The following is a 26,249-nucleotide window of genomic DNA, read 5'->3' as shown; positions in this document are numbered from 1 at the left end:
TCAGTGATGCCCGGAGGCCGGAGCGCTAAACGAGGTCCTCCGCCTCCACCACGGTGTGGGCGGCCATCGCGTGGTCCCGGATCCGTCGGGCGGCGTCGCCGTCGGCGAAGATCCCCCGCAGGTCGGCCAGGGCGGGCTCCGGCGGACGCAGCGGCACCGCCGGGTCCACCACCGCCTCCAGCACGCACGGCCGGTCGGCGGCGAGCGCCTCATCCCAGGCCGCGCCGACCAGCTCGGGCCGGTCGACCCGGACGCCGTGCAGGCCGAGCAGGCGGGCCCAGCCGGCGTACGGGACGTCCGGTCGGCGTTGGCCCAGCCCGGTGACCGGCCGGCCACCTCCCATGCCGGACTGGTCCCGGTTGTTGAGCACCAGCACCACCAGCCGGGGATCGGCCCACTCCTGCCACCGGTGCGCCACCGTGATCAGCTCGGCGAGCCCGTTGAGCTGCATCGCCCCGTCGCCGAGCAGGGCCACCACCGGCTCGTCCGGGCGGGCCAGCTTGGCGGCCACCGCGTACGGCAGGGAGCAACCCATCGAGCCGAGGGTGCCGCAGAGCTGGGCGTTGACCCCCGGGGGCAGTTGCAGGTGCCGGGAGTACCAGTAGATCACCGAGCCGACGTCGACGGCGACCGCGCCGGCCCGGAACAGCCGGGGCGCGAGCTCGTGCAGCACCAGCTGCGGGTTGATCGGCTCGGCCGGCTCGCCCGCCCGGGCGGTGGCCTCCTGGCGCCAGCGGTCGACCGAGGTCTCCACGGTGGCCCGCCAGTCCCGGTTGGGCTGGTCGGGCACCCGACGCAGCAGGGCCCGCAGCGTCTCGGCGGCGTCGCCGACCAGCGGCACGTCCACCGGGTAGCGGGTGCCGATCCGCCGCCCGTCGATGTCGATCTGCACGGTGCGGGTCTGCCCCGGCATCGGGAAGTAGTCGGTCCACGGATCGTTGGTACCGACCAGCAGCAGGGTGTCCGCGCCGCCCATCAGCTGGGCGGCGGCCACGGTGCCGACCTCGCCGAGCACGCCGGTGTGGAAGGGCAGCGCCTCGTCGAGCACCGGCTTGCCGAGCAGCGAGGTGGCCACCCCGGCGCCCAGCCGGTCGGCGAGCGCGATGATCTCGTCCTCCGCGCCCCGGGCACCCTGACCGACCAGGATCGCCACCCGGTGCCCCACGGTGAGCAGCGAGGCGGCGGCGTCCAGGTCGGCCTCGTGCGGCAGCACCCGGGCCAGCGGTTCGCCGGGGGTCGCGGTGAGGACGCCGGCCGCCTGCGGTTGCAGATCGGGTACGGCGGAGAGCTGCAACCCCCGGGGCAGCACCACGCAGGTCGGGCTGCGGGTGGCCGCGGCGGTCCGCAACGCCTGGTCGAGCAGCGCCGGCACCTGCCCCGGGGAGCGGCCGTAGCGGACGAACTGGTTGCAGACGTCGCCGAAGAGCCGGCTCAGCCCGATCTCCTCGTGCGCACCGCCGAGCGGCCCGGTGATGTCCTCCCCCACGATCGCCACCACCGGCTTGCTGTCCAGCTTGGCGTCGTAGAGCCCGTTGAGCAGGTGCACCGCGCTCGGGCCCTGGGTGGCGAGGCAGACGCCGATCCCACCGGTGAACTTGGCGTGCCCGGTCGCCATGAAGGCGGCAGTCTCCTCGTGCCGGGCCGGGACGAACTCCGGGTCGCCCCCGGCGGCGTCCAGCGCCTCGACCACGGGGGCGATCGCCTCGCCCGGATAGCCGAAGACACGGGGGACCCGCCAGGCGCGCAGCCGGTCCACGACCAGGTCCGCGACGGTACGGTCAGCCATTGCCCCGCCCGGGTGTGCCGGCGTCTACGTAGCGCAGCACCGCGCCGACCCCGTCGGTCAGGTCGGGCGCCTCGTCCGGCCCGAGGACGGTCAGTTCGGCGTCGGTGCCGACCAGGGCCCGCACCAGCGCCGCGTCGGCGCGTACCCGCTGGGGGTGGCGGACCGCCGCCAGCTGGCCCGGGTCGGTGGCGATGTCGGTGGGCTGCGGGCCGATCCAGAGTTCACCGTTCGCCGACGCGTCGTCGACGATGAGCATGGTGTCGACCTGGTTGCGCTGCAGGGCGGCGACGACGGCGTCCAGGCCGGCGCCCACGTCCTCCTGCATGCCGAAGCGGTCCAGCGCGGCGCTGACGTGCTGCTCGGCGACCTCGGCGATGGTCTGCACGGTGAGGTCGTCCATGGCCGCCGGGTCGGCGCCGCCGGCCCGCTTACCCGCGTCGGTGCGGACCACCACGTCCTGCCAGCGCTCCGGCAGCTGCGCGGCGATCATGCCGGTGGCCCGGATGTCGCCGGCGACCACCACCACCTCCGCGCCGACCTTCTCGGCCAGCTGGACGGTGGCGGCGACGGCGTCGCCGGCGTTGTGGTGCCACGCCTCCATGGCGGCCCGCTGGTAGCGGGACTGCGACCAGCCGCCCGGGCTGACCTGGCGCAGCTGGTAGCTCTCCCGGCCGCTGACCTGGGCGCGGCGGGGCACCCCACCGGCGCTGACCGCCACCGCGTCGGCGCCGGTCCGGTCGGCGAGCACCCGGACCCAGGCGATCTGCTCGCCGCGCTGGGCCAGCATCGGCATGACGTGCGGCAGCGGGCTCCAGGAGGCCAGGTCGCGCAGCGGCGGGGCGGTGAGGAACTCGGAGAGCACCACCCGGCCCCGGGTCGCGAAGACGGCCAGCCCGTAGTCGCCCGGCATCGGGTCGTGGCCCCGGACCACCCGGTCCAGTGCCGCGATGGTGGGCTCGTCCGCGCCGTCGGCGGCGAGCTGCTCGGACAGCGCGCGCCAGCGCAGGTCGACGGCGGGACGCGAATCGTGGGTGTCCCGGGAGGCGTCCAGGTAGACCGAGCACCACGGCCCGGGACGGTCGTAGAGCGGGCGCAGGAAGGACAGCTGCATGCTCGACCCCTTTCCAGCTCGGCCGCCCGCTTACCCGCGTCGCCGGGGATGTCACCTCGCCGCCGGGTCGGGCGTGACCGGGGTTCATTCACGCCACCCGGGGCGATCGACCGATACCATCAGTGAACCCAACCTGACCCTCGGTGGTGATCATGGATAGCGACGTCTCCACCCGCGTCGTCCGCCCGACCCAGCGGATCCTCACCGGCCGGGTGGTCCGGCTGATGGAGGGCTACCCGCGGGAGATCAAGGTCGGCCAGCCGGTGCTGGTCACGGTGGTGAGCGCGGCGAGCGTGGTGGGGCTGCTGATGCTGCTGCTGCGCGCCCTGGTCTCCACCGGCGGCGGCGGTGGCGGCGCGCGGCGCAAGTGGAAGGAGCTGAAGAAGGGGCCGGAGTTCCTGGTCACCCCGCTGCGGGTCCGCGACGAGCTCGGCTGGCTCTACGAGGTGGAGCTGCACGGGCACCTGCCGCAGAGCGCCCTGCACCCGGCCGACCACGTGCAGCTCACCCTGCGCCGCCAGCCCGATGACGACCTGCCGCCCCGGGTGGAACGGATCGTCAACCTGACCACCGGGCAGCTGCTCACCCCGCGTACCGCCACCGTCTGGTCGCACCTCGGGCCGCCGCTGCTGCTCCAGGCGGTGCTCGGCGCCGCGCTGATCGCCGGCCTGGCCGCCTGCTCCGTGCTCACCGGCTGAGCGATCCCCGCACCGGAGGTCGTGTTCTCCGGCGGCAAGGCTCGCCGGGACCGAACCGGGCGGGGTCAGCCGACGGGCGTCAAGGGGCGCTGCGGCGCCGGGTCGGTGCGCAGCAGGCCGCGGCGGTGGGCCCAGCGCTCGAAGAAGAGGGTGGCGAAGGGCGGCACGGCGCAGACCAGCGCCAGGAACGTGACGCCGAGGCGCCACCGGTGCAGCCGGGCGACCGCCAGCACCAGCAGCCCGTACGCGACGAAGAGCGCGCCGTGGATCGGCCCGAAGACCTGGACGCCGATCTCGTCGGCCGGCGGGCCGTACTTCACCGCCATGCCCACCAGCAGGGCCAGCCAGGAGCATGCCTCGGCGATCGCCGCCGCCACGAACAGCCGGGTCGTCTTCTCGCGCATCGCGCCATGCTAGCCAGCCCGGCCGCTCCACCACCCCGAAGCGGATCCGCACGCGACGGGGATCACCCGGCCCACCCTGGGTACGTAAAGGGTCCTTCGGGTCTTTCCCCGCCCCGCTGCCGCGTGCGAGGTTAGGGAGACCAACGGTGACAGGGTGGTGACCATGGGCGAGGACGTCGGCGCGCGTACGTTCAGTCGGGAGGACCGGGCCCGCTACCGCGAGAAGGTCCGCCGCTGCCTCGACGTCTTCGCCGAGATGCTGCGCGAGTCGCGCTTCGACGTGGAACGGCCGATGACCGGCCTGGAGATCGAGCTGAACCTGGTCGGCGACGACTCGATGCCGACGATGCGCAACGCCGACGTGCTCGCCGCCGTCGCCGACCCGAGCTTCCAGACCGAGCTGGGCCAGTTCAACGTGGAGATCAACGTGGCGCCCCGCCGGCTGGCCGGCACCGGCATCGCGGAGTTCGAGCAGCACGTCCGGGCCAGCCTCAACGCCGCGGAGGAGAAGGCCCGCACGGTCGGCGCGCACATGGTGATGATCGGCATCCTGCCCACCCTGCGCCCGGAGCACCTGACCGCCGAGACGTTGTCGGCGAACCCGCGCTACGCGCTGCTCAACGAGCAGATCTTCGCCGCCCGGGGTGAGGACCTGCGGATCTCGATCAGCGGGGTGGAGCGGCTGGCCACCAGCGCGGACACCATCACCCCCGAGGCGGCCTGTACCAGCACGCAGTTCCACCTCCAGGTCAGCCCGGCGCAGTTCGCCGACTACTGGAACGCCGCCCAGGCGATCGCCGGCATCCAGGTCGCGCTCGGCGCGAACTCGCCGCTGTTCTTCGGCCGGGAGCTGTGGCGCGAGACCCGGGTACCGCTCTTCCAACAGGCCACCGACACCCGGTCCGAGGAAATCAAGGCCCAGGGGGTACGCCCCCGGGTGTGGTTCGGCGAGCGCTGGATCACCAACGTGTTCGACCTGTTCGAGGAGAACGTCCGGTACTTCCCCGCGCTACTGCCGGTCTGCGACCCGGAGGACCCGACGGAGACGCTGCACGCCGGGGGCGTACCGAAGCTCGCCGAGCTGCGCCTGCACAACGGCACCATCTACCGGTGGAACCGCCCGGTCTACGACGTGTTCAAGGGGCGGGCGCACCTGCGGGTGGAGAACCGGGTGCTGCCGGCCGGCCCGACCGTGCTCGACACCGTGGCCAACGGCGCCTTCTACTTCGGGCTGGTCCGGGCCCTCGCCGAGTCGGACCGGCCGCTGTGGTCGCAGATGTCGTTCAGCGCCGCCGAGGAGAACTTCAACAGCTGCGCCCGGCACGGCATCGACGCGCAGGTCTTCTGGCCCGGCCTGGGCTACCTGCCGGCGACCGAGCTGGTGCTGCGCCGGCTGCTGCCGCTGGCGTACCACGGGCTGGACCGGTGGGGTGTGGACCCGGCCGAGCGGGACCGACTGCTCGGCATCATCGAGCAGCGCTGCCTGACCGGGCGCAACGGGGCGACCTGGCAGGTGGAGACCCTGCACCGGCTGGAGTCCGCCGACCACCTGGACCGGCCGGAGGCGCTGCGCGAGGTGGTCCGGCACTACGTGGACCTGATGCACAGCAACCGCCCGGTGCACGAGTGGCCGATCCCCTGACCCGCCACACACCGGCGGGCGATGGACCCCGGAACGGCGGTTCAGAGGGCGACGATGGCGGCGGTCTCTGCGGGCAGCTCCACCCGGTCCCGCATCACGGTGACCCCGGTGTTGGTGGCCAGCAGCACGCTGCGCACCGCGCCGGGCAGGGTGATCCGCTGCGGCTTGCCGGCCAGATTCGCCACCACCAGCGTCTCGCCGCGCCGCATGATCAGGAACTGGTCTCCGTGCCGGACCTCCACCCGGCTCAGCCGCGGGTCGGAGAGGTCCGGGCGGCTCTTGCGCAACACGATCAGCCGGCGGTGGAACTCGAACATCTCGCGGTGCTCGGGCTTGTCCAGCTCGGCCCAGTCCAGTCGGGACCGCAGGAAGGTCTGCGGGTCCTGCGGGTCCGGCACGTCGCCCTCGGGCCAGCCGTGCGCGGCGAACTCCCGGCGGCGGCCGGTCGCCACGGCGGTGGCCAGCTCCGGCTCGGGGTGGCTGGTGAAGAACTGCCAGGGCGTGCTGGCCGCCCACTCCTCCCCCATGAAGAGCATCGGGGTGAACGGGGCGGTCATCAGCAGCACCGCCCCGACCCGCAGCTGCGCCGCGGAGAGACTGGCTGAGATCCGGTCGCCGGTGGCCCGGTTGCCGATCTGGTCGTGGTTCTGCAGGTACGCCACGAACCGGTGCCCCGGGGTGCGCTGGCGGTCCACCGGCCGGCCGTGGCTGCGGTTGCGGAAGCCGGACCAGCCGCCGGCGTGGAAGAACGCGCCGGTCAGCACGTCGGTGAGGCACTCCAGCGAGCCGAAGTCGCAGTAGTAGCCCTGCCGCTCCCCGGTGAGCAGGGTGTGCAGGGCGTGGTGCGCGTCGTCGTTCCACTGGGCGTGCAGGCCGAAGCCGCCGCCCTCACGCGGGGTGATCAGCTTCGGGTCGTTGAGGTCGGACTCGGCGATCAGCGACAGCGGCCGGCCCAGGTGGGCGGAGAGCGCCTCCACCTCGACCGCGATCTCCTCGAGGAAGTGGGTGGCCCGGGAGTCCGGCATCGCGTGCACGGCGTCGAGCCGCAGGCCGTCGACGTGGTAGTCGCGCAGCCACATCAGCACGCTGTCGACGATGTAGCGGCGTACCCCGTCGGAGTGCGGCCCGTCGAGGTTGACCGTGCGGCCCCAGGTGTTGCTCTGCTCGGTGAGGTACGGCGCGAACATCGGCGCGTAGGCCCCGGAGGGCCCGAAATGGTTGTAGACGACGTCGAGGATCACCCCCAGCCCCTTGGCGTGGGCGGCGTCGACCAGGCGTTTCAAGCCGTCCGGGCCGCCGTACGGCTGGTGCGGGGCGTACCAGCAGACCCCGTCGTAGCCCCAGTTGTACTCGCCGTTGAAGGCGTTCACCGGCAGCAGCTCGATCAGGTCGACACCGAGGGAGACCAGGTGGTCGAGACGGTCGATCGCCGCGTCGAAGGTGCCCTCCGGGGTGAACGTGCCGACGTGCAGCTCGTAGAGGACGCTGCCGGGCAGCTGGCGGCCGGTCCAGCCCTGGTCGGTCCAGTCGAAGGCGCTGTGGTCGTAGACCCGGCTGGGGCCGTGCACGCCCGCCGGCTGCCAGGCCGAGCGGGGGTCGGGCAGGGCCCGGTCGTCGTCGTCGAGGAGGAAGGCGTAGTCGGTGCCGGCGCCGGCGCCGGCGCCGGGCACCTCGACCCGCCACCAGCCGCCCGGGGCGGGGCGCATCTCGTGGTCGGCGACGCCGGGCAGGCGCAGCCGGACCCGGGCGACGTCGGGCGCCCACACCGTGAACTCGGTCATGCGGCAGCCTCCACGGAGTCGGTGGGAGCCAGCAGGGCGACGGGATAAGTGCTCAGCAGTTCATCGAGGAGCAGCTCAGAGCCACTGTAGACCCGACCGGTGAACACGTCCGTAACACTGTTGCCGGAAATCGATAGAGTGGTCCCCCGCCAACCACCCGAACGGGTCAGGCTCAGCGGCAGCCTGGTCGCCACGGCGACCGCGCCGCCCCGGTCGAAGGTGAGCGCGTGCGGTCCGGCCGGCCCGTGCACCGGCACCGGCCGGTAGCCGGTGAACAGCTCGGGGTGGTCGCGGCGCAGCCGCAGGGTGCGGGAGACCACCAGCAGCTTGGCGGCCCCGTCGACGGCGACCGCCGGCCGCCAGCCGCCGTCGAGCCGGGCCAGCAGCTCCCGGCGTACGGCGAAGTCGACCGGCCGGCGGTTGTCCGGGTCGACCAGGCTGTTCTCCCACAGCTCGGTGCCCTGGTAGGTGTCGGGCACCCCGGGCATGGCGAGCTGGACCAGCTTCTGCCCGAGCGAGTTGGACCAGCCGGCCGGGGTGATCTCCGCGGCGAACGCGGTGATCTCGGCGTGCAGCTCCGGGTCGTCGTACATCCGGTCGACCAGGGCGTGCAGTTCCCGCTCGAAGGCCAGGTCCGGGTCGGACCAGCTGGTCGAGTCGGCCGCCTCGCGGGCGGCCTTCTCCACGTACGCGTGCAGCCGGTCCCGTTCGACCGGCCACGCTCCGACGACGGTCTGCCAGAGCAGGTGGGCGAAGGCCGGGTCGGCCAGCGGCGCCCGGGACATCCAGTCGGTGACCTGCCCGGCCCAGCGGTCGGGCAGCTCGGAGAGCACCGCGAGCCGGGCCCGGACGTCCTCCCCGCGCTTGGTGTCGTGGGTGGACAGGGTGGTCATCGAGGCCGGCCAGCGCACCTGCCGGGCGGCGGCGAACCGGTGGAACTCCGCCGGCGGTACGCCGAAGTGGGCCGGCGAGCCGCCGACCTCGTTGAGCGCGACGAACCGGCTCCACCGGTAGTAGGCGGTGTCCTCCACCCCCTTGGCCATCACCGCCCCGGTGAGCTGCGGGAAGCGCTTCGCCAGCTCGTGCTCGGAGTTGCGCAGCAGCCGGGTGACGGCGTCCAGGGTGCCGGCGAAATCGGGGCGGCGCCGGCCGGCCTCCGCGCGCGCGGCGGCCAGGTGCCGAGCGCCCAGCGGCGGGTAGCCCCGGTAGACCGGGAAGCAGGCGGCCAGCTCGGCCAGCGCCGCCCGGGTGGACTCCTGGTCCAGCTCGGGGGCGAGGGCGGCGAGCCGGGTCAGCTCGGCGGCGAGCAGCCGGGTGGCGGCGGCCAGCTTGGTGTCGTGGGTGAGGTCCTGCCACGAGGTGTGGTGGCCGGTCAGCCGGGCGTCCAGGGCGGTGAAGTCCCCCTCGGCGCGCCCGTCGACGAAGAGCCCGCAGACCGCGGCGAGGGCGTCGTACCCGGTGGTGCCCTGCACCGGCCAGTCCGGCAGTTCCTCGCCGTACTCCAGGATCTTCTCCACCACCAGCCAGGCGTCGGGCGCGGCCGCGCGCAGCCGGGCCAGGTAGCCGGTGGGGTCGCGCAGGCCGTCCGGGTGGTCGACCCGGATGCCGTCGAGCTCGCCCTCGGCGGCCCAGCGCAGGATCTCCGCGTGGGTCGCCCGGAACACCTCCGGGTCCTCCACCCGCAGGCCGGCGAGATCCGACACGGCGAAGAACCGGCGGTACGTCAGCTCGGCGTCGCCGCGCCGCCAGGAGACCAGCTCGTACTGCTGCCGGTCGTGCACCTCGCGCGGGTTGCCGTCGGCGGTGCCGTCGGCGATCGGAAAGCGGTGCTCGTGGTAGCGCAGCTCCCCGTCGACGATCTTGAGATCGTCCAGCGCGTCGGGGGTGTCGGCGAGCACCGGCAGCAGCAGCCGGCCGCGGTCCCAGTCGATGTCGAACCAGTTCGCGTACGCCGAGGAGCGGCCCCGGCGCAGCACGTCCCACCAGGCCGGGTTGGCCGCCGGCTGGGCGACCCCGGCGTGGTTGGGCACGATGTCGACGACCAGGCCGAGCCCGGCCGCGCGCAGCGCGCGGACCAGCCGCTGCCGGCCGGCCTCGCCGCCCAGCTCCGGGTTGACCGCGCGGTGGTCGACCACGTCGTAGCCGTGCGCGGAGCCGGGCGTGGCGGTGAGCAGGGGCGCGCTGTAGAGGTGGGTGGCGCCCAGGTCCGCCAGGTAGCCGGCGAGGCCGGCGGTGGCGTCCAGGTCGAACCCGGGCCGGACCTGGACACGGTAGGTCGACCCCACTCGCGTCGTCGGTTCCGCGGTCACGTGGGGTCGGGGGGCTTCGGGCATCTCAGATCGTCCTCTCCAGGACCACCAGGGAGCGGTCCGGCACGCAGATCACGCCGCCCGCCTCGACGATCGCCGTCTTCTCCGGTTCCGGTTCCGCGGTGCTGATGACCAGCTCCCACCGCTGCCCGAACTCGCCGCCGGGCACGGTGAAGTCCAGCGCCGCGTCGTGGGCGTTGAAGCAGAGCAGGAAGGAGTTGTCCTGGTGGCGCTGGCCGTACTGGCCGCGCTCGGGGATGCCGTCGCCGTTGACGAACAGCGCCACCGACCGGCCGAAGTCGTTGCCCCAGTCCTCGCCGGTCATCTCCCGGCCGTCCGGGGTGTACCAGGCGAGGTCGGGCACGCCGGACCCGGCGGCCCGGCCGCCCACCGGCAGGCCGGTGAAGAAGCGGCGGCGGCGGAAGACCTGGTGCCGCATCCGGAACCCGGTCAGCCGCCGGACGAAGTCGAGCAGCTCGGTGTCGGCCTGCTCCCAGTCGACCCAGGCCAGCTCGCTGTCCTGGCAGTAGGCGTTGTTGTTGCCGCGCTGGCTGCGCCCCAGCTCGTCGCCGTGGCCGATCATCGGCACGCCCTGGGAGAGGATCAGCGTCGCCAGGAAGTTGCGCCGCTGGCGGGCCCGCAGGGCCAGCACGCCCGGGTCGTCGGTCTCCCCCTCGACGCCGCAGTTCCAGGACCGGTTGTGGCTCTCGCCGTCCCGGTTCTCCTCCCCGTTGGCCTCGTTGTGCTTGTCGTTGTACGACACCAGGTCGTTGAGGGTGAACCCGTCGTGGCAGGTGACGAAGTTGATGCTGTGGAACGGCCGCCGGCCGTCGTCCTGGTAGAGGTCGGCGGAGCCGGAGATCCGGGAGGCGAACTCGGCCAGGGTGGCGGGCTCGCCGCGCCAGAAGTCCCGCACGGTGTCGCGGTACTTGCCGTTCCACTCCGTCCACAGCGGCGGGAAGTTGCCCACCTGGTAGCCGCCGGGGCCGACGTCCCACGGCTCGGCGATCAGCTTGACCTGGCTGACCACCGGGTCCTGCTGGACCACCTCGAAGAAGGTGGAGAGGCGGTCGACCTCGTAGAACTCACGGGCCAGGGTGGCCGCGAGGTCGAACCGGAAGCCGTCGACGTGCATCTCGGTCACCCAGTAGCGCAGCGAGTCCATGATCAGCTGGAGCGAGTGCGGGCTGCGCACGTTGAGGCTGTTGCCGGTGCCGGTGTAGTCGACGAAGTAGCGCCGATCCTCCTCGCTCAGCCGGTAGTAGCTCGGCGCGTCGACGCCCTTGAAGCTCAGCGTCGGGCCGAGGTGGTTGCCCTCCGCGGTGTGGTTGTAGACCACGTCGAGGATCACCTCGATGCCGGCGGCGTGCAGCGCCTTGACCATGCCGCGGAACTCCTGCACCTGCTGGCCGAGCCGGCCCAGCGCGGAGTAGCCGTGGTGCGGGGCGAAGAAGCCAATGGTGTTGTAGCCCCAGTAGTTGCGCAGCCCCAGGTCAACCAGGCGGTGATCGTGCACGAACTCGTGCACCGGCATCAGCTCGACCGCGGTCACCCCGAGGGTCTTGAAGTGCTCGATCATCACCGGCGAGCCGATGGCCGCGTACGTCCCGCGCAGCTCCTCCGGGATGCCCGGGTGCCGCATGGTCAGCCCGCGCACGTGCGTCTCGTAGATCACCGAGTGGTGGTACGGGGTGCGCGGCGACCGGTCGTTGCCCCAGTCGAAGTAGGGATTGACCACCACCGACTTCGGCATGAACAGCGCCGAGTCGGTGTCGTTCATCCGGTCCGGGTCGCCGCCCACCTCGTAGTCGTAGACCGCCGGGTCCCAGGTGACGTCCCCGTCGACCGCCTTGGCGTACGGGTCGAGCAGGAGCTTGTGCGGGTTGCAGCGCAGCCCGTTGGCCGGGTCCCACGGCCCGTGCACCCGGTAGCCGTACCGCTGGCCCGGCTCGATCCCGGGGATGTACGCGTGCCAGACGTACGCGTCGACCTCGCGCAACTCGACCCGCCGCTCGGCGCCGGTGTCCCACTCGTCGAAGAGGCAGAGCTCGATCCGCTCGGCCACCTCGGAGAAGATGGCGAAGTTGGTGCCCATCCCGTCGTAGGTGGCCCCGAGGGGGTAACGCTCACCCGGCCAGACCTGCATGTCGCTCCTTCGGCACCTGATCGTGAGCGCACCGGACGGGCAGGCCGCCGGTGCGCACGCCGCTAATGCCCCGCGCCCGTGCCGGCCAATCCATCCGAACGGGGGACATCCGATATCCACCCACCTGAGACGCACTGGACCTTTGGGTGTCCTCCGTCACGATAGGCCGTTTCGAGATGCGCCGGGGCGCGCAATGCCCTTTGCTTTATGCGGACGCGCCCGCGGGCGGGTCCACTCGGCCTTTCGGCCACCCCCACCACCTCCTTTCCGCCGCCACCGTTGCCGGCGCGATCCTTCGTGCATGGACGGAGATTGATGTGACCACCCTGCGGGTCGGCGATCAGCTCGCTACCGCCCCGGACCGGTCCTGCCGGCCCACCCCCACCTCCCGGCCCCAGGTACCGCAGCAGGGCGGCGGCGCCGGGGTGCCCCCGCAGACCCGGCGCATCCTGATGCTGTCCTGGGAGTACCCGCCGGTGCTGGTCGGCGGGCTCGGCCGGCACGTGCACGCGCTGTCGGTCGCGCTGGCCGCCGCCGGGCACGAGGTCACCGTGGTCACCCGGCACACCGAGGGCGCGCCGCTGGAGGAGTACGCCGACGGGGTGCGCGTGGTCCGCGCCGCCGAGGACCCGGTGGCCTTCCCGCTGGCCACCGAGTCGCTGCTGGCCTGGACGATGGCGTTCAACCACACGCTGACCCGGGCCGCGCTGCGGGCCGCCCAGGCCGGCTCGTACGACGTGATCCACGCCCACGACTGGCTGGTCGCGCACACCGCGATGACCCTGCGCGACCACTTGGACGTGCCGCTGGTCAGCACGATCCACGCCACCGAGGCCGGCCGGCACCAGGGCTGGCTGCCGGAGGAGATGAACCGCACCATCCACGGCGTCGAGCACTGGCTGGCCGGCGAGTCCGGCCGGGTGATCGTCTGCTCCGGGTACATGCGCGACGAGGTGGGCGCGCTGTTCGGGGTGCCCACCGGCCGGGTCGACGTGGTGCCCAACGGCGTCGAGCCGCACCGCTGGAAGGTGCCGGCCTCGGCGGTCACCTCGGCCCGGGCCCGGTTCGCCGGGGACGGCCCGCTGGTCACCTTCGCCGGCCGGCTGGTCTACGAGAAGGGCGTGCAGCACCTGCTCGCCGGCCTGCCCCGGCTGCGCGAGCGGCACCCCGGGCTGCGCGCGGTGATCGTGGGCGACGGGCCGTACAAGGCGGCCCTGGAGGCCGAGGTGCACCGGCTCGGCCTCGGCGGGGCGGTGAGCATGCCGGGCTTCCTCGGCGGCACCGACCTGCCCGCCGTGATGGCCGCCTCGGACTGCTTCGCCGTACCGAGCATCTACGAGCCGTTCGGCATGGTGGCGCTCGAAGGCGCCGCTGCCGGGGCGCCGCTGGCGGTGTCCCGCACCGGCGGCCTCGCCGAGATCGTCGAGCCGGGCGTCACCGGGATGACCTTCGCCCCGCAGGACCCCGACGGGCTCACCGAGGCCGTCGACGCACTGCTGTCGGACCGGGACCGGGCCCGGGTGCTCGCCCGCCGGGCCCGGTTGATGGTCCACGAGCAGTACGGCTGGTCGGCGATCGCGCACCGGACGGCGTCGGCGTACGCGGCGGCGATCGCCGGGGACACGGCGTTCACCGCGCAGCGCGCCGAGCTGCGAATGACGCTGGGCCGGATGACCGCTCCCACCCCCCAGGGGAACCTGCTGGCCGCCGCCGGGCTGCGCTAACCCCCTCCCCCTCCCCCCTTACCCCCTCCTCCCCCTCCTCCCCCTCCTCCCCCTCCGCGATCTTGCACTTTCGGCCCCCGCATCACGGACATCAGGCGCAGATCAGGGGCCACAAGTGCAAGATCGGCGCGGGGAGGGGGTGCGGGGAGGGGGTGCGGGGAGGGGGCGGGGGTGCGCGAAAGGCCGCCGGCCCCTCGCGGGGCCGGCGGCCTTCGTCGTCGTGCGGGTGGCTCAGCGCTCGGTGAGCGCGGTGTAGTCCCGCTCCGGGGAGCCGGTGTAGATCTGCCGCGGGCGGCCGATCTTGGTCTCCGGGTCGTTGATCATCTCGCGCCACTGGGCGATCCAGCCGGGGAGTCGGCCCAGCGCGAACAGGACCGTGAACATCTTCGTCGGGAAGCCCATGGCCTTGTAGATCAGGCCGGTGTAGAAGTCCACGTTCGGGTAGAGCTTGCGGGAGACGAAGAAGTCGTCGGCGAGCGCGATCTCCTCCAGCTGCATCGCGATGTCCAGCATCGGGTCCGGCTTGGCCATCCGGCCGAGCACGTCCTGGGCGGCCTTCTTCACGATGGCGGCGCGCGGGTCGTAGTTCTTGTAGACCCGGTGGCCGAAGCCCATCAGCTTCACGCCGTCCTGCTTGTCCTTGACCTTGCGGACGAAGGACCGGACGTCGCCGCCGTCGGCCTTGATCTTCTCCAGCATCTCCAGCACGGCCTGGTTGGCGCCGCCGTGCAGCGGACCGAACAGGGCGTTCACCCCGGCCGAGACCGAGGCGAAGAGGTTGGCGTTGCTGGAGCCGACCAGTCGGACGGTGGAGGTGGAGCAGTTCTGCTCGTGGTCGGCGTGCAGCACGAAGAGCATGTCCAGCACGCGGGCCATCACCGGGTCGACCTCGTACTCCTCGGCCGGCACGCCGAAGGTCATCCGGAGGAAGTTCTCCACGTAGCCCAGCGAGTTGTCCGGGTACAGCAGCGGCTGCCCGATGGACTTCTTGTAGGCGTACGAGGCGATGGTCGGGACCTTCGCCATCAGCCGGACCGTCGACATCTCCACGTGGTTGGAGTCGAACGGGTCCAGGCTGTCCTGGTAGAAGGTGGAGATGGCGCTGACGGCCGAGGAGAGCACGGCCATCGGGTGCGCGTCGCGCGGGAAGCCGTCGAAGAACCGACGCATCTCCTCGTGCAGCAGCGAGTGCCGGCGGATCCGCTCGCTGAACTCGGTCAGCTCCGTCTGGGTGGGCAGCTCGCCGTAGATCAGCAGGTAGGAGACCTCCAGGAAGGAGGACTTCTCGGCCAGCTGCTCGATCGGGTAGCCGCGGTACCGCAGAATGCCCGCGTCACCGTCGATGTAGGTGATCTCGGACGAACAGGACGCGGTGGTCACGAAACCGGGGTCGTACGTGGTCATCCCGGTTTCCTTCAGCAGCTTGCCCACCCCGATGCCCGCGGGGCCCTCGACCGCGTCGTGCACCGGCATCGAAAGCTGCCCACCGGGGTGATCCAGCTTGACTTCCGTCATGTGGTTCCTCGCTTCGCCGGCGAATCTTCGTTGAATTGCCTTCGCTTTTACCGTAATCGCGGCCTGCGGGACACCGCCCGCCGTGGTTCGGCGGTGAGGTATGCGTCACCCGATTCCCGACCCGGCGGATCGGAAACCCTGGTGGCGGGGTGGGCCGCGGCGAAGACGGACGCCGGGGAGGAAAGGTTCAGGAGAGTTCCAGCCGGCGCAGCGCGCCGCCGGGGCCGAGCCGGTAGACGTCCAGCCGGTTCGCCCCGGCGGTGAACAGATGGTCGTCGGGGAGGAGGGCGGCGAAGCGGCGGCCCCCCTTGTCCCGGGGCACCACGGGCACCACCGCGCCCACCCGGCCGTTGACCGCGACCGCCAGCAGGGTGCCGTCGGGCACGTCGCGGGGCACCGTCCCCCAGACCAGCGCCGGCAGCGCGCCGGCGGCCGGATCGACGTCGCGGAACGCGGCCAGGTTCGCCACGGTCGCCGTACCGCCGGTCGGCTTCTCCCCGACGGCGCTGCCGACCAGCGGGTGCGCGGCGGCGACCGCCGGGCGGGCCGGCACCCCGCCGGGGAAGGCGACCCGCTCCCCCGGCCGGTCGTAGAACCACTTCTCCGTCCGGTCCCGCGGGGCCTGCCGGGCCGAGCGCCCGTCCATCCGCCACGGGATCTTCACGTGGGCCACGTCGGCGATGGTGGGCAGCAGGTCGACGTGCTCCCAGTTGCGGTCGTCGACCCGGCCGGCGCGCTGCCCGGGCTCCTTGATGAACATCGGCACCCAGGCGACCTCACCGGCGGCGTGGACGATCGCGTCCATCCCCCGGCCCTGCCAGGCCCTGGTGAAGCTCACCCCGTGGTCGGCGGTGACCAGGACCATGGCCTTGTCGTACAGGCCGCCGGCGCGCAGGGTGCGCAGCGTCTCGCCGATCAGCCGGTCGGTGTACTCCAGCTGCGCCAGGTGCCGGGCCCGGGCCAGGTCCACCCAGCCGGCCCCGTCGTTGGGCAGGTCCTCCGGGGCGTCGTAGCGCGCCCCGGACGGCAGGTACGCCCACGGCGGGTGCGGCATCAGCAGGTGCAGGAAGTGCAGCGTGGGCCGGCCGGACGGGCGCAGCGCGGCGAGGAAGCTGGTGAACCGGGCCGGCTGGTTGTCGTCCAGGCTGTCGAAGCGGAACTTCGGGTCGGCCGGGACGGGCTCGGCGGCGTCCAGCCCCACCTCGGTCCGGGTGCGCTCCCGGTACGACTCCTCCGGGTCGACCCGGCCGTCCACCGGCGCGGCGACCTGGCCGAGCAGCCGACCCGTCTCCCGCACCAGCACCCCGAGCCCCTGCCGCGGGGCGGCCCGCTGCTCGCAGCGGCTGGGCGGGCAGAGCCGGGTGATGCTCTCCTCGGCCCGGACGTCGTAGAGCCCGCCGAGGGCGGTGAAGAGGTTGTCGGGGTACTGGGAGTAGTGCGGGGCGTACGGCTTCGCCGGGTAGCGACCGGTGAGCATCGCCGGCAGCGCGTACGGCGTCCACCCGCTCACCCCGGTCGCGTTGCGGTACCAGGTCGAGCCGGCGGCCAGCTCGGCGAAGTGCGGGTACCGGGTGGCGTCGATCCGGCCGTCCGGGCCGAGCAGCGAGACCAGCGGCAGCTCGTCCAGGACGATCATGACGACCGGCGGGTGCTCCCCCGATCCGGCCGTCCCGGCCGCCCCGCCGTGCGCGCGGGGCAGCACGACCGCCGAGGCGGGCGAGGCGAAGAGGAACAGGGCGACGAAGACCGGCGGCCCGAGCGCCGCGACCCGCAGCACCCGGCCGATCGCCGACCACCGCCGGTGCGCGGCCGCCCCGGCTGCGCCGGCCACGGCGGCGGCCAGCACCAGCGGTACGCCCCGCAGCCCGGTGGCGTGCCGACCGACCTGCACGGCGAGGGCGGCCAGCAGCAGCCCGACGAGCAGCCGGTGGGTGGCGCTGCGGGCGCGCGGGCCGGCGAGCCGGCTGGCCCACCCGAGCAGCGCGACGGCCGGCGTCGGCAGCAGCGCGATCATCGCGACCAGGATCAGGATGTCGGCGGTGGTGGCCCGGTGGAACAGGAAGAAGTCGGGGCTGCGGCCGAGCACGTCGAGCAACGGCTGGGTGACCACCAGCCCGACCAGCGCGGTGACCTCCAGCAGCCGGCACAGCTCGAGCCGGCGGGCCGACGGCACCGCCGCCGACGGCGCCGGGCGGCCGGCATCGGGCGGACGCCGACCGGGTGGGGCGGTCAGCGTCGAGTCAGCCACCCACCACCGCCTGGTAGAGCGTGCGGGTGCCCGATGGCAGGTCCCGCTGCCGCTCCACCCGGCAGCGGGCCGCGAGGTGCCGCTCGAACTCCTCCCGGCGGTAGCCGGGGAAGAGCCCGTCCGGCTTGTTGGCCAGCAGCCGGCGGGCCATCGCGTCCTCGGGGTGGACGAACTCGACCACCAGCCGGCCGCCGGGGCGCGCGTACCCGACCAGTTGGTCGAGCAGGTCGGGCAGCGGGATGTTGCGTCCGATGGCGAGGTGGTGGACCACGGCCAGGGCGAGCACCACGTCGGCCCGGGCCCGGCTGGCGAACGAGGCCCGCTCGACGCCCCGCCAGCCGCCACCGGGCGACGGGTCGGCGAGGTCCATGACCAGCGGCAGGATCCGCCGGTCGCCCTCCGCGCGCAGCGCCCGGTAGAGGGCGTCGACCACCGCCGGGTCCTGCTCGACGGCGACCACCCGCGCGGCGTGCCGGGCGGCGATCCGGGCGTACCGGCCGTCGTTGGCGCCGAGGTCGAGCACCAGGCGGGGCGCGCCGGCGGCGGTCACCGCGTCGGCGACGAACGTCTCCTTGTCGGCCCGGTCCTGGGCGGTGTAGCCACAGGTGCGCTGGTAGTCGCCCCAGTGGCTGCCCGAACCCCGGCGGTCGAGCCGGCGGACCAGCTTCTCCAGCCCGCGCACGGTGGCCAGCGCGAGCTCCCGGGAGTACCCGGCGGCCCGCAGCTGGGCCCGGACGTCGGTGGTGCTGGCCGCCGCGTTGCGGGCCTGCATCGCGCCGTGCAGGTGGACGTGGGTCGGCACGCCGGGCAGCAGCCGTCGGACCCCGCCGAAGAGACGGCGCATCTGGTCCGGCTCGATGCCGTCCACCCGGGACCGCAGCCAGGGCTGGAAGTCCAGGCCGAGGTGGGCCTGGAGCAGCAGCGGATAGAGCAGGGTCTGACAGAACTGGCGGTACCCGGCCCAGGGTTCGCCGTCGCGGGCCGGCGCGAAGGAGCCGATGTCGATGAAGACCGGGGTGCTGCCGCGCCACTGGAGGTTGTACGCCGAGCCGTCCTTGGTGGTGAACCCGGCGGTCAGGGCCCGACGCAGGATCTCCAGGTGCAGCAGCGCGGCGTCGCGCAGCATGGCGAACGACCACTCGTACGGGTGCGAGACGAACGGGATCCGCTCGTGCCGCAGCACCGTCGCCCAGCCGGGCAGCACGGCCGGGTCGACGACCTCCGTGCCGCAGACCTTCCCCTCGGCCAGCAGCGCGGCGAAGAGTTCGGTGCCGGCCAGCGCCTGCCAGTCGGCGGTGGCCCCCGGGTCGAGCCCGCGCAACACCGCCTCCCCGGCGTGGAAGACCCGGTTGGCCGGGTCGCGGAAGGAGCCGGGTTCGACCCGGATCCGGGCGTCGGAGGTGGTCATCGCCGGCCGGTCAGGTGTCAACGGACTGTCGCTGCTGCCCACCGTCGGGCGCCGTCGGCACCTCGGTGGGGCGCCGGCGGAACCGGGAGGCCAGCCGCCGCCAGTAGAGCTTGGCGGCGACCGCCGCGCCCGCCACGCCACCGACCACCGCCTGCACGATCAGGCTGCCGGAACCCGCGTCCAGGTAGGCCAGATGCATCACCGACCGCTCCCTTCCCTCGCCGTCGTGGAACCGACCGGGCACACCGTGAGGCGTTTGACCCGAATAGCCGGAGTTGTCCTCGACAGTAGCCCGCCCGGGGCAGCCATGAGGGGCACACGGATCACTCGCCCCCGTCCGTTCCGTTCAAGACGGCCGGTGCCCGCCCGCCCTACCGTGGCCGCATGGCACCTCGCTTCGATCTCGTCGGCATCACGGTCGCCGACATGGCCCGCAGTCTCGACTTCTACCGCCGGCTGGGGCTGGACGTCCCGCCCGGCGCCGACGCGGAGGACCACGTGGAGGTGACCCTCCCCGGCGGCCTACGGCTCGCCTGGGACGCGGTCGCCATGGTCCGCACCTTCCACCCCGGCTGGACGCCGCCGACCGGCAGTCCCCGCGCCACCCTCGCCTTCCGCTGCGCCGACCCGGCCGAGGTGGACCGGTGCTGGGCCGAGCTGACCGGGGCCGGCTTCCACGGCGAGCTGGCGCCCTGGGACGCCTTCTGGGGCCAGCGGTACGCCGTGCTGCACGACCCGGACGGCAACGGCGTGGACCTCTACGCCCCGCTGGGCTGACCAGCACCCCGAGGGGCACCGGCGTCAACCGGTCAGCGCCGTCGGCGGGACGCCGGCCAGCTCGCGCACGTCCCGGGTGAGGTGCGCCTGGTCGGCGTATCCGGCCCGGGCGGCCGCCTCGGCCAACGGGGCACCGGCGCGGGCCAGGGCCAGGGCCCGGCGCATCCGCAGGATCCGGGCGAGGGTCTTCGGGCCGTACCCGAAGAGGAGCTGGCTGCGTCGGTGCAGGGCACGCGGGCCGAGGCCCACCTCGGCGGCGGTCGCGGTCACCGTGGCGCCGGCCGCCAGCAGCGCGGCGATCCGCGCGCCGAGCGGGTCGGGGCCGCCGGCGGCGGCCAACCGGGCAGCGGCGACCGCCTCGAGGTCGGCGCCGGTCGGCCGGTCGCCCCACCGCTCGGTGAGGAAGGCCGCCGGCCGGCCCCAGAGCGCGTCCAGCGGCACCCGCCGGTCCCGCAGCTCCTGAGCCGGGACGCCGAACACCGCCGGGCCGACCCCCGGCGGCAGCCGCAGCCCCAGCCACCGTTCGCCGGGCACGGCACCGGTCAGGTACGCGGTGCGATCCGGTCCGGCGACCAGCAGCCCCGACCGGCTGGACCAGAGCAGGTCCAGACACCCGTCCGGCAGCACCCGCACCGGCGCGCCGGTGCTGACGCTGGTCCAGAGCACGGCGCCGGGCAGGGCGGCGGGGCGTTCCCGGTACACCCGGTCCACCCTGCCACTCTGGGGGCCGGGTGGCCACGGGCGCGGCGGGAGCCCCGACTACCGGTCGGGGCCCCCGGCCCGCTCAGTCCGCGACCGGACGGCGGTGGTGCATGCCGAGGCGGAGCAGCACGAAGCGCAGCACCGTGGCGGCCAGGTTCGCCACCACCAGCACCGCCAGCTCCGCCGTTCGCGGCGGGGTCGCGGTCACCGCGTGCAGCGCGGCCAGCGACCCGCTGGTCAGCGCCAGCCCCAGGGCGAAGGCGACCAGCCCCTGGAGGTGATGCCGGCCGGCGTGCCGGCGGCCGGTCACCCCGAAGGTGAGCCGTCGGTTGGCCGCGGTGTTCGCCACGGCGGTGACCAGCAGCGCCAGCAGGTTCGCCGGCTGCGCGCCGAACACGCCCCGGGTGGCGACGAAGAGCAGCAGGTACGCCACGGTGCTGGCCACCCCGACCGCGCCGAACCGGGCCAGCTGCCGGGGCAGCCCGGCCGGCACCTGCCCCGGCGGGGCGGTCAGCGGGGCCCGACCCAGCTGCTCGCGCACCTGGGCCAGGGGCAGCGCGCCGGTGAGGAACGCCCGGCCCAGCCGGCCGATGCCGCGCAGGTCGGCCAGGGCGGTGGCGACGATGTCCACCCGGCTGTCCGGATCGTCCACCCAGTCCACCGGCACCTCGTGAATGCGCAGCCCGGCCCGCTGGGCCAGCACCAGCAGCTCGGTGTCGAAGAACCACCCGGTGTCCTGGACCAGGGGCAGCAACTCCCGGGCCACGTCGGAGCGGATGGCCTTGAACCCGCACTGGGCGTCGGAGAACCGGACCGCGAGAGTGCCCCGCAGCAGCAGGTTGTAGGCCCTGGAGATCACCTCCCGCTTGGCGCCGCGGACCACCCGGGAGCTCCGGGCCAGCCGGGTGCCGATGGCCAGGTCGGAGTGGCCGGAGATGAGGGGCGCCACCAGCGGCAGCAGCGCCGCCAGGTCGGTGGAGAGGTCCACGTCCAGGTAGGCGAGCACCGGGGCGTCCGACGCCGACCAGGCGGCCCGCAGTGCCCGGCCACGCCCCTTGGCGGCGAGGTGGCGCACCTCGACGTGCGACAGCTCCGCGGCCAACGCCTCGGCGACCGCGAGGGTGCCGTCGACGCTGGCGTTGTCGGCCACGGTGATCCGGAACGGGTACGGGAAGTGCGCGCTCAGGTGGGCGTGCAGCCGCCGCACGCAGGGGCCGAGGTCGGCCTCCTCGTTGTGCACCGGGACGACCACGTCCAGCACCGCGGTGGGCGCGGCGACCCCGACGGCGACGGCCGGGCGGGTGCTCGGGTACGTCATGGCTCAGCCCTGCTTTCCGCTGCTCAGGTCGTAGACGGTGACCCCGTCCACGGTCTTGGCCGGGAAGTTCTCGGTGACCCAGGAGGAGATCTCCTGGGAGGCGGAACTGCCACCGTTGGCCCGGAAGCCACCGCCGCCGACGAAGTAGTGGATCCTGCCGTCGGCGACATAGCGCTGGAACTGGGCCAGCGTCGGCGACGGGTCACTGCCGTTGAAGCCGCCGATCGCCATCACCGGCTCGCCCGTGGCCAGCTGGTAGCCCGAGGCGTTGTTCGAGCCGATCGTCGCCGCCACCCAGGTGTAGGCGTCCGCGTCGGACTCCAGCAGGGCCTTCAGCTCGGCGCTCGGCTCGCGGGAGTCGAGCAGCCCGCCCATGTTGCCACCGCGCTGGGCCCGGCCGGCGCCGCCGTCCTGCCCGACCGAAATGCCCGGGAGCTGGCCGTCACCCGGGAGGGTCGGGAGCTGGCCGCCGGTCTGGCCGGTCTGGTTCGCACCGGGAAAGCCGGGGAACTGGCCGCCGCGCGGCGGCCGGCCGCCGGGGAATCCGCCACGGCCCGGGCCGAAACCGCCCTGCACGACCGGGCCGGCGCTCGGGATGGAGCCGGTGTGCGGGGTCGCCGCGGTGTCCAGCGCGTACGCGGCGGGACCGGCGAGCGCGGCCGTCGCGCCGAGGGCCAGGCCCACCGGGATCAGCCGGCGCGGCAGCCGGTCGGCGAGGACGAGGAGCACCGCCACAGCCAGACCGGTGACCAGCACCGCCGTGCGCAGCCACGGGTACCAGTCGGGGCTGCGGCCGAGCAGCCGCCAGGACCACCAGGCGCTCACCGCGAGGGTCACCGCCAGGGTGACGGTCGCCGCGAACGCGCGGCGGTTCCCCCACCGGCGCGACGCGCCCGGGGCGGCGGCGACGAGATCGACCGGGCCGGTGACGGCGCGTTCCCGCCAGAGCAGCACGGCCCCGATGCCGACCACCGCGCCGACCGCCGGGGCGAGCGCCACCGTGTAGTAGGCGTGGAAGATGCCGGACATGAAGCTGAAGATCAGGCCGGTGACGAGCAGCCACCCGCCCCAGAGCAGCAGGCCCGCGCGCCGCCGGTCGGTACGCGCCGCCCGCCCGGCCAGCACCAGCCCGGCGACCAGCAGGATCAGCGCCGCCGGCAGCAGCCAGGAAATCTGACCCCCGACCTCGGTGTCGAACATCCGCAGCCAGCCGGTCTGCCCGGAGAACGGGCCGCCCCCACCGCCGCCCGCCGGGCCGCCGCCACCGACGCTGCCCTCCTCGTCGCCGGTGATCCGGCCCAGGCCGTTGTAGCCGAGGGTCAGCTCCAGGATGCTGTTGTGCTGGGAACCGCCGATGTAGGGCCGGGCGCTCGCCGGCACCAGCTCGACCACGGCCACCCACCAGCCGGCGGCCACCACCACGCCGAGCCCGGCCAGCAGCAGCTGGCGGATCCGCCGCCAGAAGCCGGTCGGCGCGGCCAGCAGGTAGACCCCGGCGAAGACCGGGATCACCAGGAAGGCCTGGAGCATCTTGGTGAGGAAGCCGAAGCCGACCAGCACCCCGGCCAGCACGATCCACCGGGTGCTGGCCGTCTCCACCGCCCGCACGGTCGCGTACGCGCCGAGCACCAGCAGCAGGACGAGCAGGGCGTCAGGGTTGTTGAACCGGAACATCAGCGTGGCGACCGGGGTGAGCGCCAGCACCGCCCCGGCGATCAGGCCCGCCACCGGGCCGTACCAGCGCCGGACGGTGGCGTACAGCGCGCCGACCGAGGCGACGCCCAGCAGGGCCTGCGGCACCAGGATCGACCAGCTACTCAGCCCGAAGACCCGGACCGACAGGGCCATCAGCCAGAGCGACGCGGGGGTCTTGTCCACGGTGATCGAGTTCGCCGCGTCGGACGAGCCGTAGAAGAACGCCTTCCAGCTCTCCGCGCCGGCCTGCACCGCCGCCGAGTAGAACGAGTTGGCCCAGCCGGAGGCGCCCAGCCCCCACAGGTAGAGCAGGCCGGTGGCCAGCAGCAGCACCAGCAGGGCCGGTCGGGCCCAGGCCGGATCCCGGCGGGTCGGCGGTGGCTCCGCCTCGGCGGGTACGGGCTCCGGCGCGGGGGCGGCCGGTGGCGCGGTCTCGGCGGCCGGGGCGTTCCCCGACGCGGTCAGCAGGCGCTCTGTTCTGTCCATGCCGGCAAGCCTGGGCGAGCCGGTTGAGCCGTCCCCATGATCTGCCTATGCGTCGGCTGTGGGATCCGGCAGCCGCACGGTGAACACGGTCCGGCCGGGCCGGGACTCCAGCCGTACGGTGCCGTGGTGGGCCTCGACCACCGCCGCAACGATGGCCAGCCCGAGCCCGGTGCTGCCGTGCTCGCGCGAGCGCGAGCTGTCGCCGCGGGCGAAGCGTTCGAAGACCTCGTCGCGCAGCTCGGGCGGCACGCCGGGGCCGTCGTCGGTGACGCTGACCTCGACCGCGCCGGGCACCCGGGTGAGCCGGGTGGTCACCGTGCTGCCGGGCGGCGTGTGCACCCGGGCGTTGGCCAGCAGGTTCGCCACCACCTGATGCAGCCGGACGGCGTCGCCGGGTACCTCCAGGGCCTCGTCGGGCAGGTCGAGCTGCCACCGGTGCTCGGGGCCGGCGACGTGGGCGTCGCTGACCGCGTCCACCACCAGCGCGGTCAGGTCGACCGACTCGGTGGCCAGCGGCCGGCCGGAGTCCAGCCGGGCGAGCAGCAGCAGGTCGTCGACGAGGCTGGTCATCCGGGTGCTGGCCGACTCCACCCGGCGCAGCGCGTGCGCCACGTCCGGCGGCACCCGGTCCCGGCCGCGCCGGGCCACCTCGGCGTAGCCCCGGATCGCGGCCAACGGGGTACGCAGCTCGTGGCTGGCGTCGGCGACGAACTGGCGTACCCGGGTCTCGCTGGCCTGCCGGGCGGCGAGCGCCGCGCCCACGTGGCCCAGCATCCGGTTGAGCGCGGCCCCGACCTGGCCGACCTCGGTACGCGGGTCGGTGTCCGCCTCGGGCACCCGCACCGACAGCGCCACCTCGCCACGGTCCAGTGGCAGCTCGGTGACCCGGACGGCGGTGGCGGCGACCCGGTTCAGTGGGCGCAGCGTCGCCCGGACGATGAGCGCGCCGAGGCTGCCGGCGATCAGCAGGCCCGCGGTGGCCACGCCCGCCTGGGCGACCACCATCCACCAGACGGTCTCCTGCACCTCGGCCAGCGGGATCGCGAAGACCAGCACGTCACCGTCGGACGCCTGCCGGGCCACCGCCCGGTAGTCGCCCCGCTCGCCGAGGTCCACCGTCCGCGGCTGCCCGTCGACGGGCAGCCCGGTGACCGGGGTGAGGCCGCCGGTGGGCAGCGCCTCGGCCGCACCCGAGGCGTTGCGGATGAGGGCGGAGGTCACCACGCCATCGACGATCTTCACGGCAACGGAGTCCGGCGGAAAGCCGGGCGGCGGTTCGAGCGGCCGGTCCTGGTCGGCCCGCTGCCGCTCGGCGAGCTGCTGAAACCAGGATGGCGGACCCTCCCGCCGGCGGTTGTCCACGGTGAGCTGGTCGTCGACCTGGGTGATCAGGAAGTGCCGCAGCGCGACCGTGGTCAGCCCGCCGATGCCGATACTGACCAGGGCGAGCAGCGCCACCACCGCGGCGACCAGCCGGGTCCGCAGTGACCGGCCGGCCAGCCAGGAGCGCAGCCGACCTCGCCGGTCAGTTCGCGGGCTTGAGGACATAGCCCGCGCCGCGCAGTGTGTGGATCATCGGGTCCCGGCCGGCGTCGATCTTCTTGCGCAGGTACGAGATGTACAGCTCCACGACGTTGGCCTGGCCACCGAAGTCGTAGTTCCACACCCGGTCGAGGATCTGCGCCTTGCTCAGCACCCGACGCGGGTTGCGCATCAGGTAGCGCAGCAGCTCGAACTCGGTGGCGGTCAGGGTGATCAGGTCGTCGCCGCGGCGCACCTCGTGGCTGTCCTCGTCCAGGCTGAGGTCGCCGACGGTGAGCACCGCGTCCTCCCGCGCCGCCACCGCGAAGCCGGAGCGGCGCAGCAGGGCGCGCAGCCGGGCGATGACCTCCTCCAGGCTGAACGGCTTGGTGACGTAGTCGTCGCCGCCGACGGTGAGCCCGGCGATCCGCTCCTCCACGGCGTCCCGGGCGGTCAGGAAGAGCACCGGCACGGTCGGGGCCTGCTCGCGCAGCCGGCGGAGCACCTGGAAGCCGTCGAGGTCAGGCAGCATCACGTCGAGCACCACCGCGTCCGGCTGGAACTGCCGGGCGGTGCTCAACGCGGCCATCCCGTTGCCGGCGCTGCGCACCTGCCAGCCCTCGTAGCGCAGGGCCATCGAGAGCAGATCGGTCAGGGTCGGCTCGTCGTCGACGACCAGCACCCGGACGGGTTCGCCGTCGGGGCGGCGGAGTTCGATCCGGGTCTGCGCGGTCTGCCCGTCCATCACCATGCCCCCATCGTGGGCGGCCCGGCTGGCCCTGAACTGTGCGCATCCTGTGCGCCACCTGTGCGCGCCACCCCGGTTCGGTCCGACGGTACCCCGTCGCCCCGGCCTGCGGCGGGACCTCGACGGGCGAGCCGCGTGACCGCCACCGACCGCCGACGCACCGCACCGCCACCGGTCCGACCCGGGTCCGCTCCAGCGTCCGGGCGCAGCGTCGACGGATGGACGTGCCC

General features: G+C 73.8%; 19 protein-coding genes. 4 read left to right on the top strand and 15 right to left on the bottom strand.

The genetic code is table 11. The features are described from left to right. Positions 1-25 precede the first annotated feature (25 nt). Both V6U81_RS15670 and V6U81_RS15665 read right to left on the bottom strand, forming a co-directional pair. Positions 26-1,786, bottom strand: coding sequence for a thiamine pyrophosphate-binding protein (locus V6U81_RS15670; RefSeq protein WP_334489965.1), 1,761 nt, complete (start codon positions 1,784-1,786; stop codon positions 26-28). Continuing rightward, complete coding sequence (locus tag V6U81_RS15665) at positions 1,779-2,897, bottom strand: baeRF2 domain-containing protein (protein ID WP_334489961.1); 1,119 nt, start codon at positions 2,895-2,897, stop codon at positions 1,779-1,781. The genes V6U81_RS15670 and V6U81_RS15665 overlap by 8 nt, the downstream gene beginning before the upstream one ends. A 143-nt stretch (positions 2,898-3,040) precedes the next feature. Between V6U81_RS15665 and V6U81_RS15660 the strand changes: the two genes are divergently transcribed. After that, on the top strand, positions 3,041-3,595 hold the full coding sequence (locus tag V6U81_RS15660; RefSeq protein ID WP_334489959.1) for a hypothetical protein: 555 nt from the start codon (positions 3,041-3,043) through the stop codon (positions 3,593-3,595). Between the two features lie 65 nt (positions 3,596-3,660). Here V6U81_RS15660 and V6U81_RS15655 read toward each other — a convergent pair whose 3' ends face one another. Then, on the bottom strand, positions 3,661-3,999 hold the full coding sequence (locus tag V6U81_RS15655; protein ID WP_334489956.1) for a DUF3817 domain-containing protein: 339 nt from the start codon (positions 3,997-3,999) through the stop codon (positions 3,661-3,663). A gap of 163 nt (positions 4,000-4,162) precedes the next feature. Between V6U81_RS15655 and V6U81_RS15650 the strand changes: the two genes are divergently transcribed. Next, complete coding sequence (locus V6U81_RS15650; RefSeq protein WP_334489954.1) at positions 4,163-5,641, top strand: glutamate-cysteine ligase family protein; 1,479 nt, start codon at positions 4,163-4,165, stop codon at positions 5,639-5,641. A gap of 41 nt (positions 5,642-5,682) precedes the next feature. Here the strand turns inward: V6U81_RS15650 and treZ are convergent, their stop codons facing one another. Genes treZ through glgX form a run of 3 tightly spaced genes read right to left on the bottom strand, consistent with a single transcriptional unit; the run spans position 5,683 to position 11,877 of the window. Continuing rightward, positions 5,683-7,422 (bottom strand): malto-oligosyltrehalose trehalohydrolase, encoded by a 1,740-nt coding sequence (gene treZ, locus V6U81_RS15645; RefSeq protein ID WP_334489951.1) that lies wholly within the window; start codon positions 7,420-7,422, stop codon positions 5,683-5,685. Continuing rightward, positions 7,419-9,755, bottom strand: a complete 2,337-nt coding sequence (gene treY / locus V6U81_RS15640) for a malto-oligosyltrehalose synthase (RefSeq protein ID WP_420884033.1) — start codon at positions 9,753-9,755, stop codon at positions 7,419-7,421. The genes treZ and treY overlap by 4 nt, the downstream gene beginning before the upstream one ends. A gap of 1 nt (position 9,756) precedes the next feature. Next, positions 9,757-11,877: a glycogen debranching protein GlgX gene (glgX, locus tag V6U81_RS15635; RefSeq protein WP_334489944.1), complete on the bottom strand. Its 2,121-nt coding sequence runs from the start codon at positions 11,875-11,877 to the stop codon at positions 9,757-9,759. Positions 11,878-12,194: 317 nt separating this feature from the next. Here glgX and V6U81_RS15630 point away from each other — a divergent pair, with 317 nt between their 5' ends. Continuing rightward, positions 12,195-13,601 carry a glycosyltransferase family 4 protein gene (locus V6U81_RS15630; protein ID WP_334489941.1) on the top strand — a complete coding sequence of 469 codons (1,407 nt, stop codon included), beginning with the start codon at positions 12,195-12,197 and terminating at the stop codon, positions 13,599-13,601. 231 nt (positions 13,602-13,832) lie between these two features. Here V6U81_RS15630 and V6U81_RS15625 read toward each other — a convergent pair whose 3' ends face one another. From V6U81_RS15625 to V6U81_RS15610, 4 genes are all read right to left on the bottom strand, one after another. After that, a complete protein-coding gene (locus tag V6U81_RS15625; RefSeq protein ID WP_334489938.1) occupies positions 13,833-15,116 on the bottom strand; it encodes a citrate synthase in 1,284 nt (427 codons plus the stop codon). A 187-nt stretch (positions 15,117-15,303) separates the two neighbouring features. Further along, entirely contained in the window at positions 15,304-17,364 is a 2,061-nt protein-coding gene (locus tag V6U81_RS15620) for a sulfatase-like hydrolase/transferase (RefSeq protein WP_420884032.1), read from the bottom strand. Further along, a complete protein-coding gene (locus tag V6U81_RS15615; protein WP_334489936.1) occupies positions 17,357-18,772 on the bottom strand; it encodes a methyltransferase in 1,416 nt (471 codons plus the stop codon). The genes V6U81_RS15620 and V6U81_RS15615 overlap by 8 nt, the downstream gene beginning before the upstream one ends. A 10-nt stretch (positions 18,773-18,782) precedes the next feature. Then, positions 18,783-18,974, bottom strand: coding sequence for a hypothetical protein (locus tag V6U81_RS15610; RefSeq protein ID WP_334489934.1), 192 nt, complete (start codon positions 18,972-18,974; stop codon positions 18,783-18,785). Between the two features lie 182 nt (positions 18,975-19,156). On the opposite strand from V6U81_RS15610, the gene V6U81_RS15605 reads away from it, so the two are divergent. Next, positions 19,157-19,549, top strand: a complete 393-nt coding sequence (locus V6U81_RS15605) for a VOC family protein (RefSeq protein WP_334489932.1) — start codon at positions 19,157-19,159, stop codon at positions 19,547-19,549. A 24-nt stretch (positions 19,550-19,573) separates the two neighbouring features. On the opposite strand, the gene V6U81_RS15600 is transcribed toward V6U81_RS15605, so the two are convergent. The 5 genes from V6U81_RS15600 to V6U81_RS15580 all read right to left on the bottom strand — a co-directional run bounded on the left by V6U81_RS15600 (position 19,574) and on the right by V6U81_RS15580 (position 26,016). Next, positions 19,574-20,251 carry a helix-turn-helix domain-containing protein gene (locus V6U81_RS15600; protein WP_334490036.1) on the bottom strand — a complete coding sequence of 226 codons (678 nt, stop codon included), beginning with the start codon at positions 20,249-20,251 and terminating at the stop codon, positions 19,574-19,576. Positions 20,252-20,333: 82 nt separating this feature from the next. Beyond that, positions 20,334-21,569: a bifunctional glycosyltransferase family 2/GtrA family protein gene (locus V6U81_RS15595; RefSeq protein WP_334489930.1), complete on the bottom strand. Its 1,236-nt coding sequence runs from the start codon at positions 21,567-21,569 to the stop codon at positions 20,334-20,336. 3 nt (positions 21,570-21,572) lie between these two features. Beyond that, positions 21,573-23,750 (bottom strand): ArnT family glycosyltransferase, encoded by a 2,178-nt coding sequence (locus V6U81_RS15590; RefSeq protein ID WP_334489927.1) that lies wholly within the window; start codon positions 23,748-23,750, stop codon positions 21,573-21,575. A gap of 45 nt (positions 23,751-23,795) precedes the next feature. Beyond that, a complete protein-coding gene (locus V6U81_RS15585) occupies positions 23,796-25,298 on the bottom strand; it encodes a sensor histidine kinase (RefSeq protein WP_334489924.1) in 1,503 nt (500 codons plus the stop codon). Further along, a complete protein-coding gene (locus V6U81_RS15580) occupies positions 25,276-26,016 on the bottom strand; it encodes a response regulator transcription factor (RefSeq protein ID WP_334490033.1) in 741 nt (246 codons plus the stop codon). Before V6U81_RS15580 ends, V6U81_RS15585 begins: the two co-directional genes overlap by 23 nt. Positions 26,017-26,249: the final 233 nt, after the last annotated feature.

Origin of the sequence: Micromonospora lacuserhaii, assembly GCF_036902735.1 — a bacterium.
GTDB lineage: Bacteria > Actinomycetota > Actinomycetes > Mycobacteriales > Micromonosporaceae > Micromonospora.
The sequence above is the reverse complement of the archived record's forward strand: the minus strand, read 5'-3'. Positions and strand labels throughout refer to the sequence as shown.

Excerpts from the sequence above, each read along its gene's own strand:
- V6U81_RS15670 (WP_334489965.1), bottom strand. The coding sequence starts at position 1,786 with ATGGCTGACCGTACCGTCGCGGACCTGGTCGTGGACCGGCTGCGCGCC.
- V6U81_RS15665 (WP_334489961.1), bottom strand. The coding sequence starts at position 2,897 with ATGCAGCTGTCCTTCCTGCGCCCGCTCTACGACCGTCCCGGGCCGTGG.
- V6U81_RS15655 (WP_334489956.1), bottom strand. The coding sequence starts at position 3,999 with ATGCGCGAGAAGACGACCCGGCTGTTCGTGGCGGCGGCGATCGCCGAG.
- V6U81_RS15650 (WP_334489954.1), top strand. The coding sequence starts at position 4,163 with ATGGGCGAGGACGTCGGCGCGCGTACGTTCAGTCGGGAGGACCGGGCC.
- treZ (WP_334489951.1), bottom strand. The coding sequence starts at position 7,422 with ATGACCGAGTTCACGGTGTGGGCGCCCGACGTCGCCCGGGTCCGGCTG.
- treY (WP_420884033.1), bottom strand. The coding sequence starts at position 9,755 with ATGCCCGAAGCCCCCCGACCCCACGTGACCGCGGAACCGACGACGCGA.
- glgX (WP_334489944.1), bottom strand. The coding sequence starts at position 11,877 with ATGCAGGTCTGGCCGGGTGAGCGTTACCCCCTCGGGGCCACCTACGAC.
- V6U81_RS15625 (WP_334489938.1), bottom strand. The coding sequence starts at position 15,116 with ATGACGGAAGTCAAGCTGGATCACCCCGGTGGGCAGCTTTCGATGCCG.
- V6U81_RS15615 (WP_334489936.1), bottom strand. The coding sequence starts at position 18,772 with ATGACCACCTCCGACGCCCGGATCCGGGTCGAACCCGGCTCCTTCCGC.
- V6U81_RS15605 (WP_334489932.1), top strand. The coding sequence starts at position 19,157 with ATGGCACCTCGCTTCGATCTCGTCGGCATCACGGTCGCCGACATGGCC.
- V6U81_RS15595 (WP_334489930.1), bottom strand. The coding sequence starts at position 21,569 with ATGACGTACCCGAGCACCCGCCCGGCCGTCGCCGTCGGGGTCGCCGCG.
- V6U81_RS15590 (WP_334489927.1), bottom strand. The coding sequence starts at position 23,750 with ATGGACAGAACAGAGCGCCTGCTGACCGCGTCGGGGAACGCCCCGGCC.
- V6U81_RS15585 (WP_334489924.1), bottom strand. The coding sequence starts at position 25,298 with ATGTCCTCAAGCCCGCGAACTGACCGGCGAGGTCGGCTGCGCTCCTGG.
- V6U81_RS15580 (WP_334490033.1), bottom strand. The coding sequence starts at position 26,016 with ATGGACGGGCAGACCGCGCAGACCCGGATCGAACTCCGCCGCCCCGAC.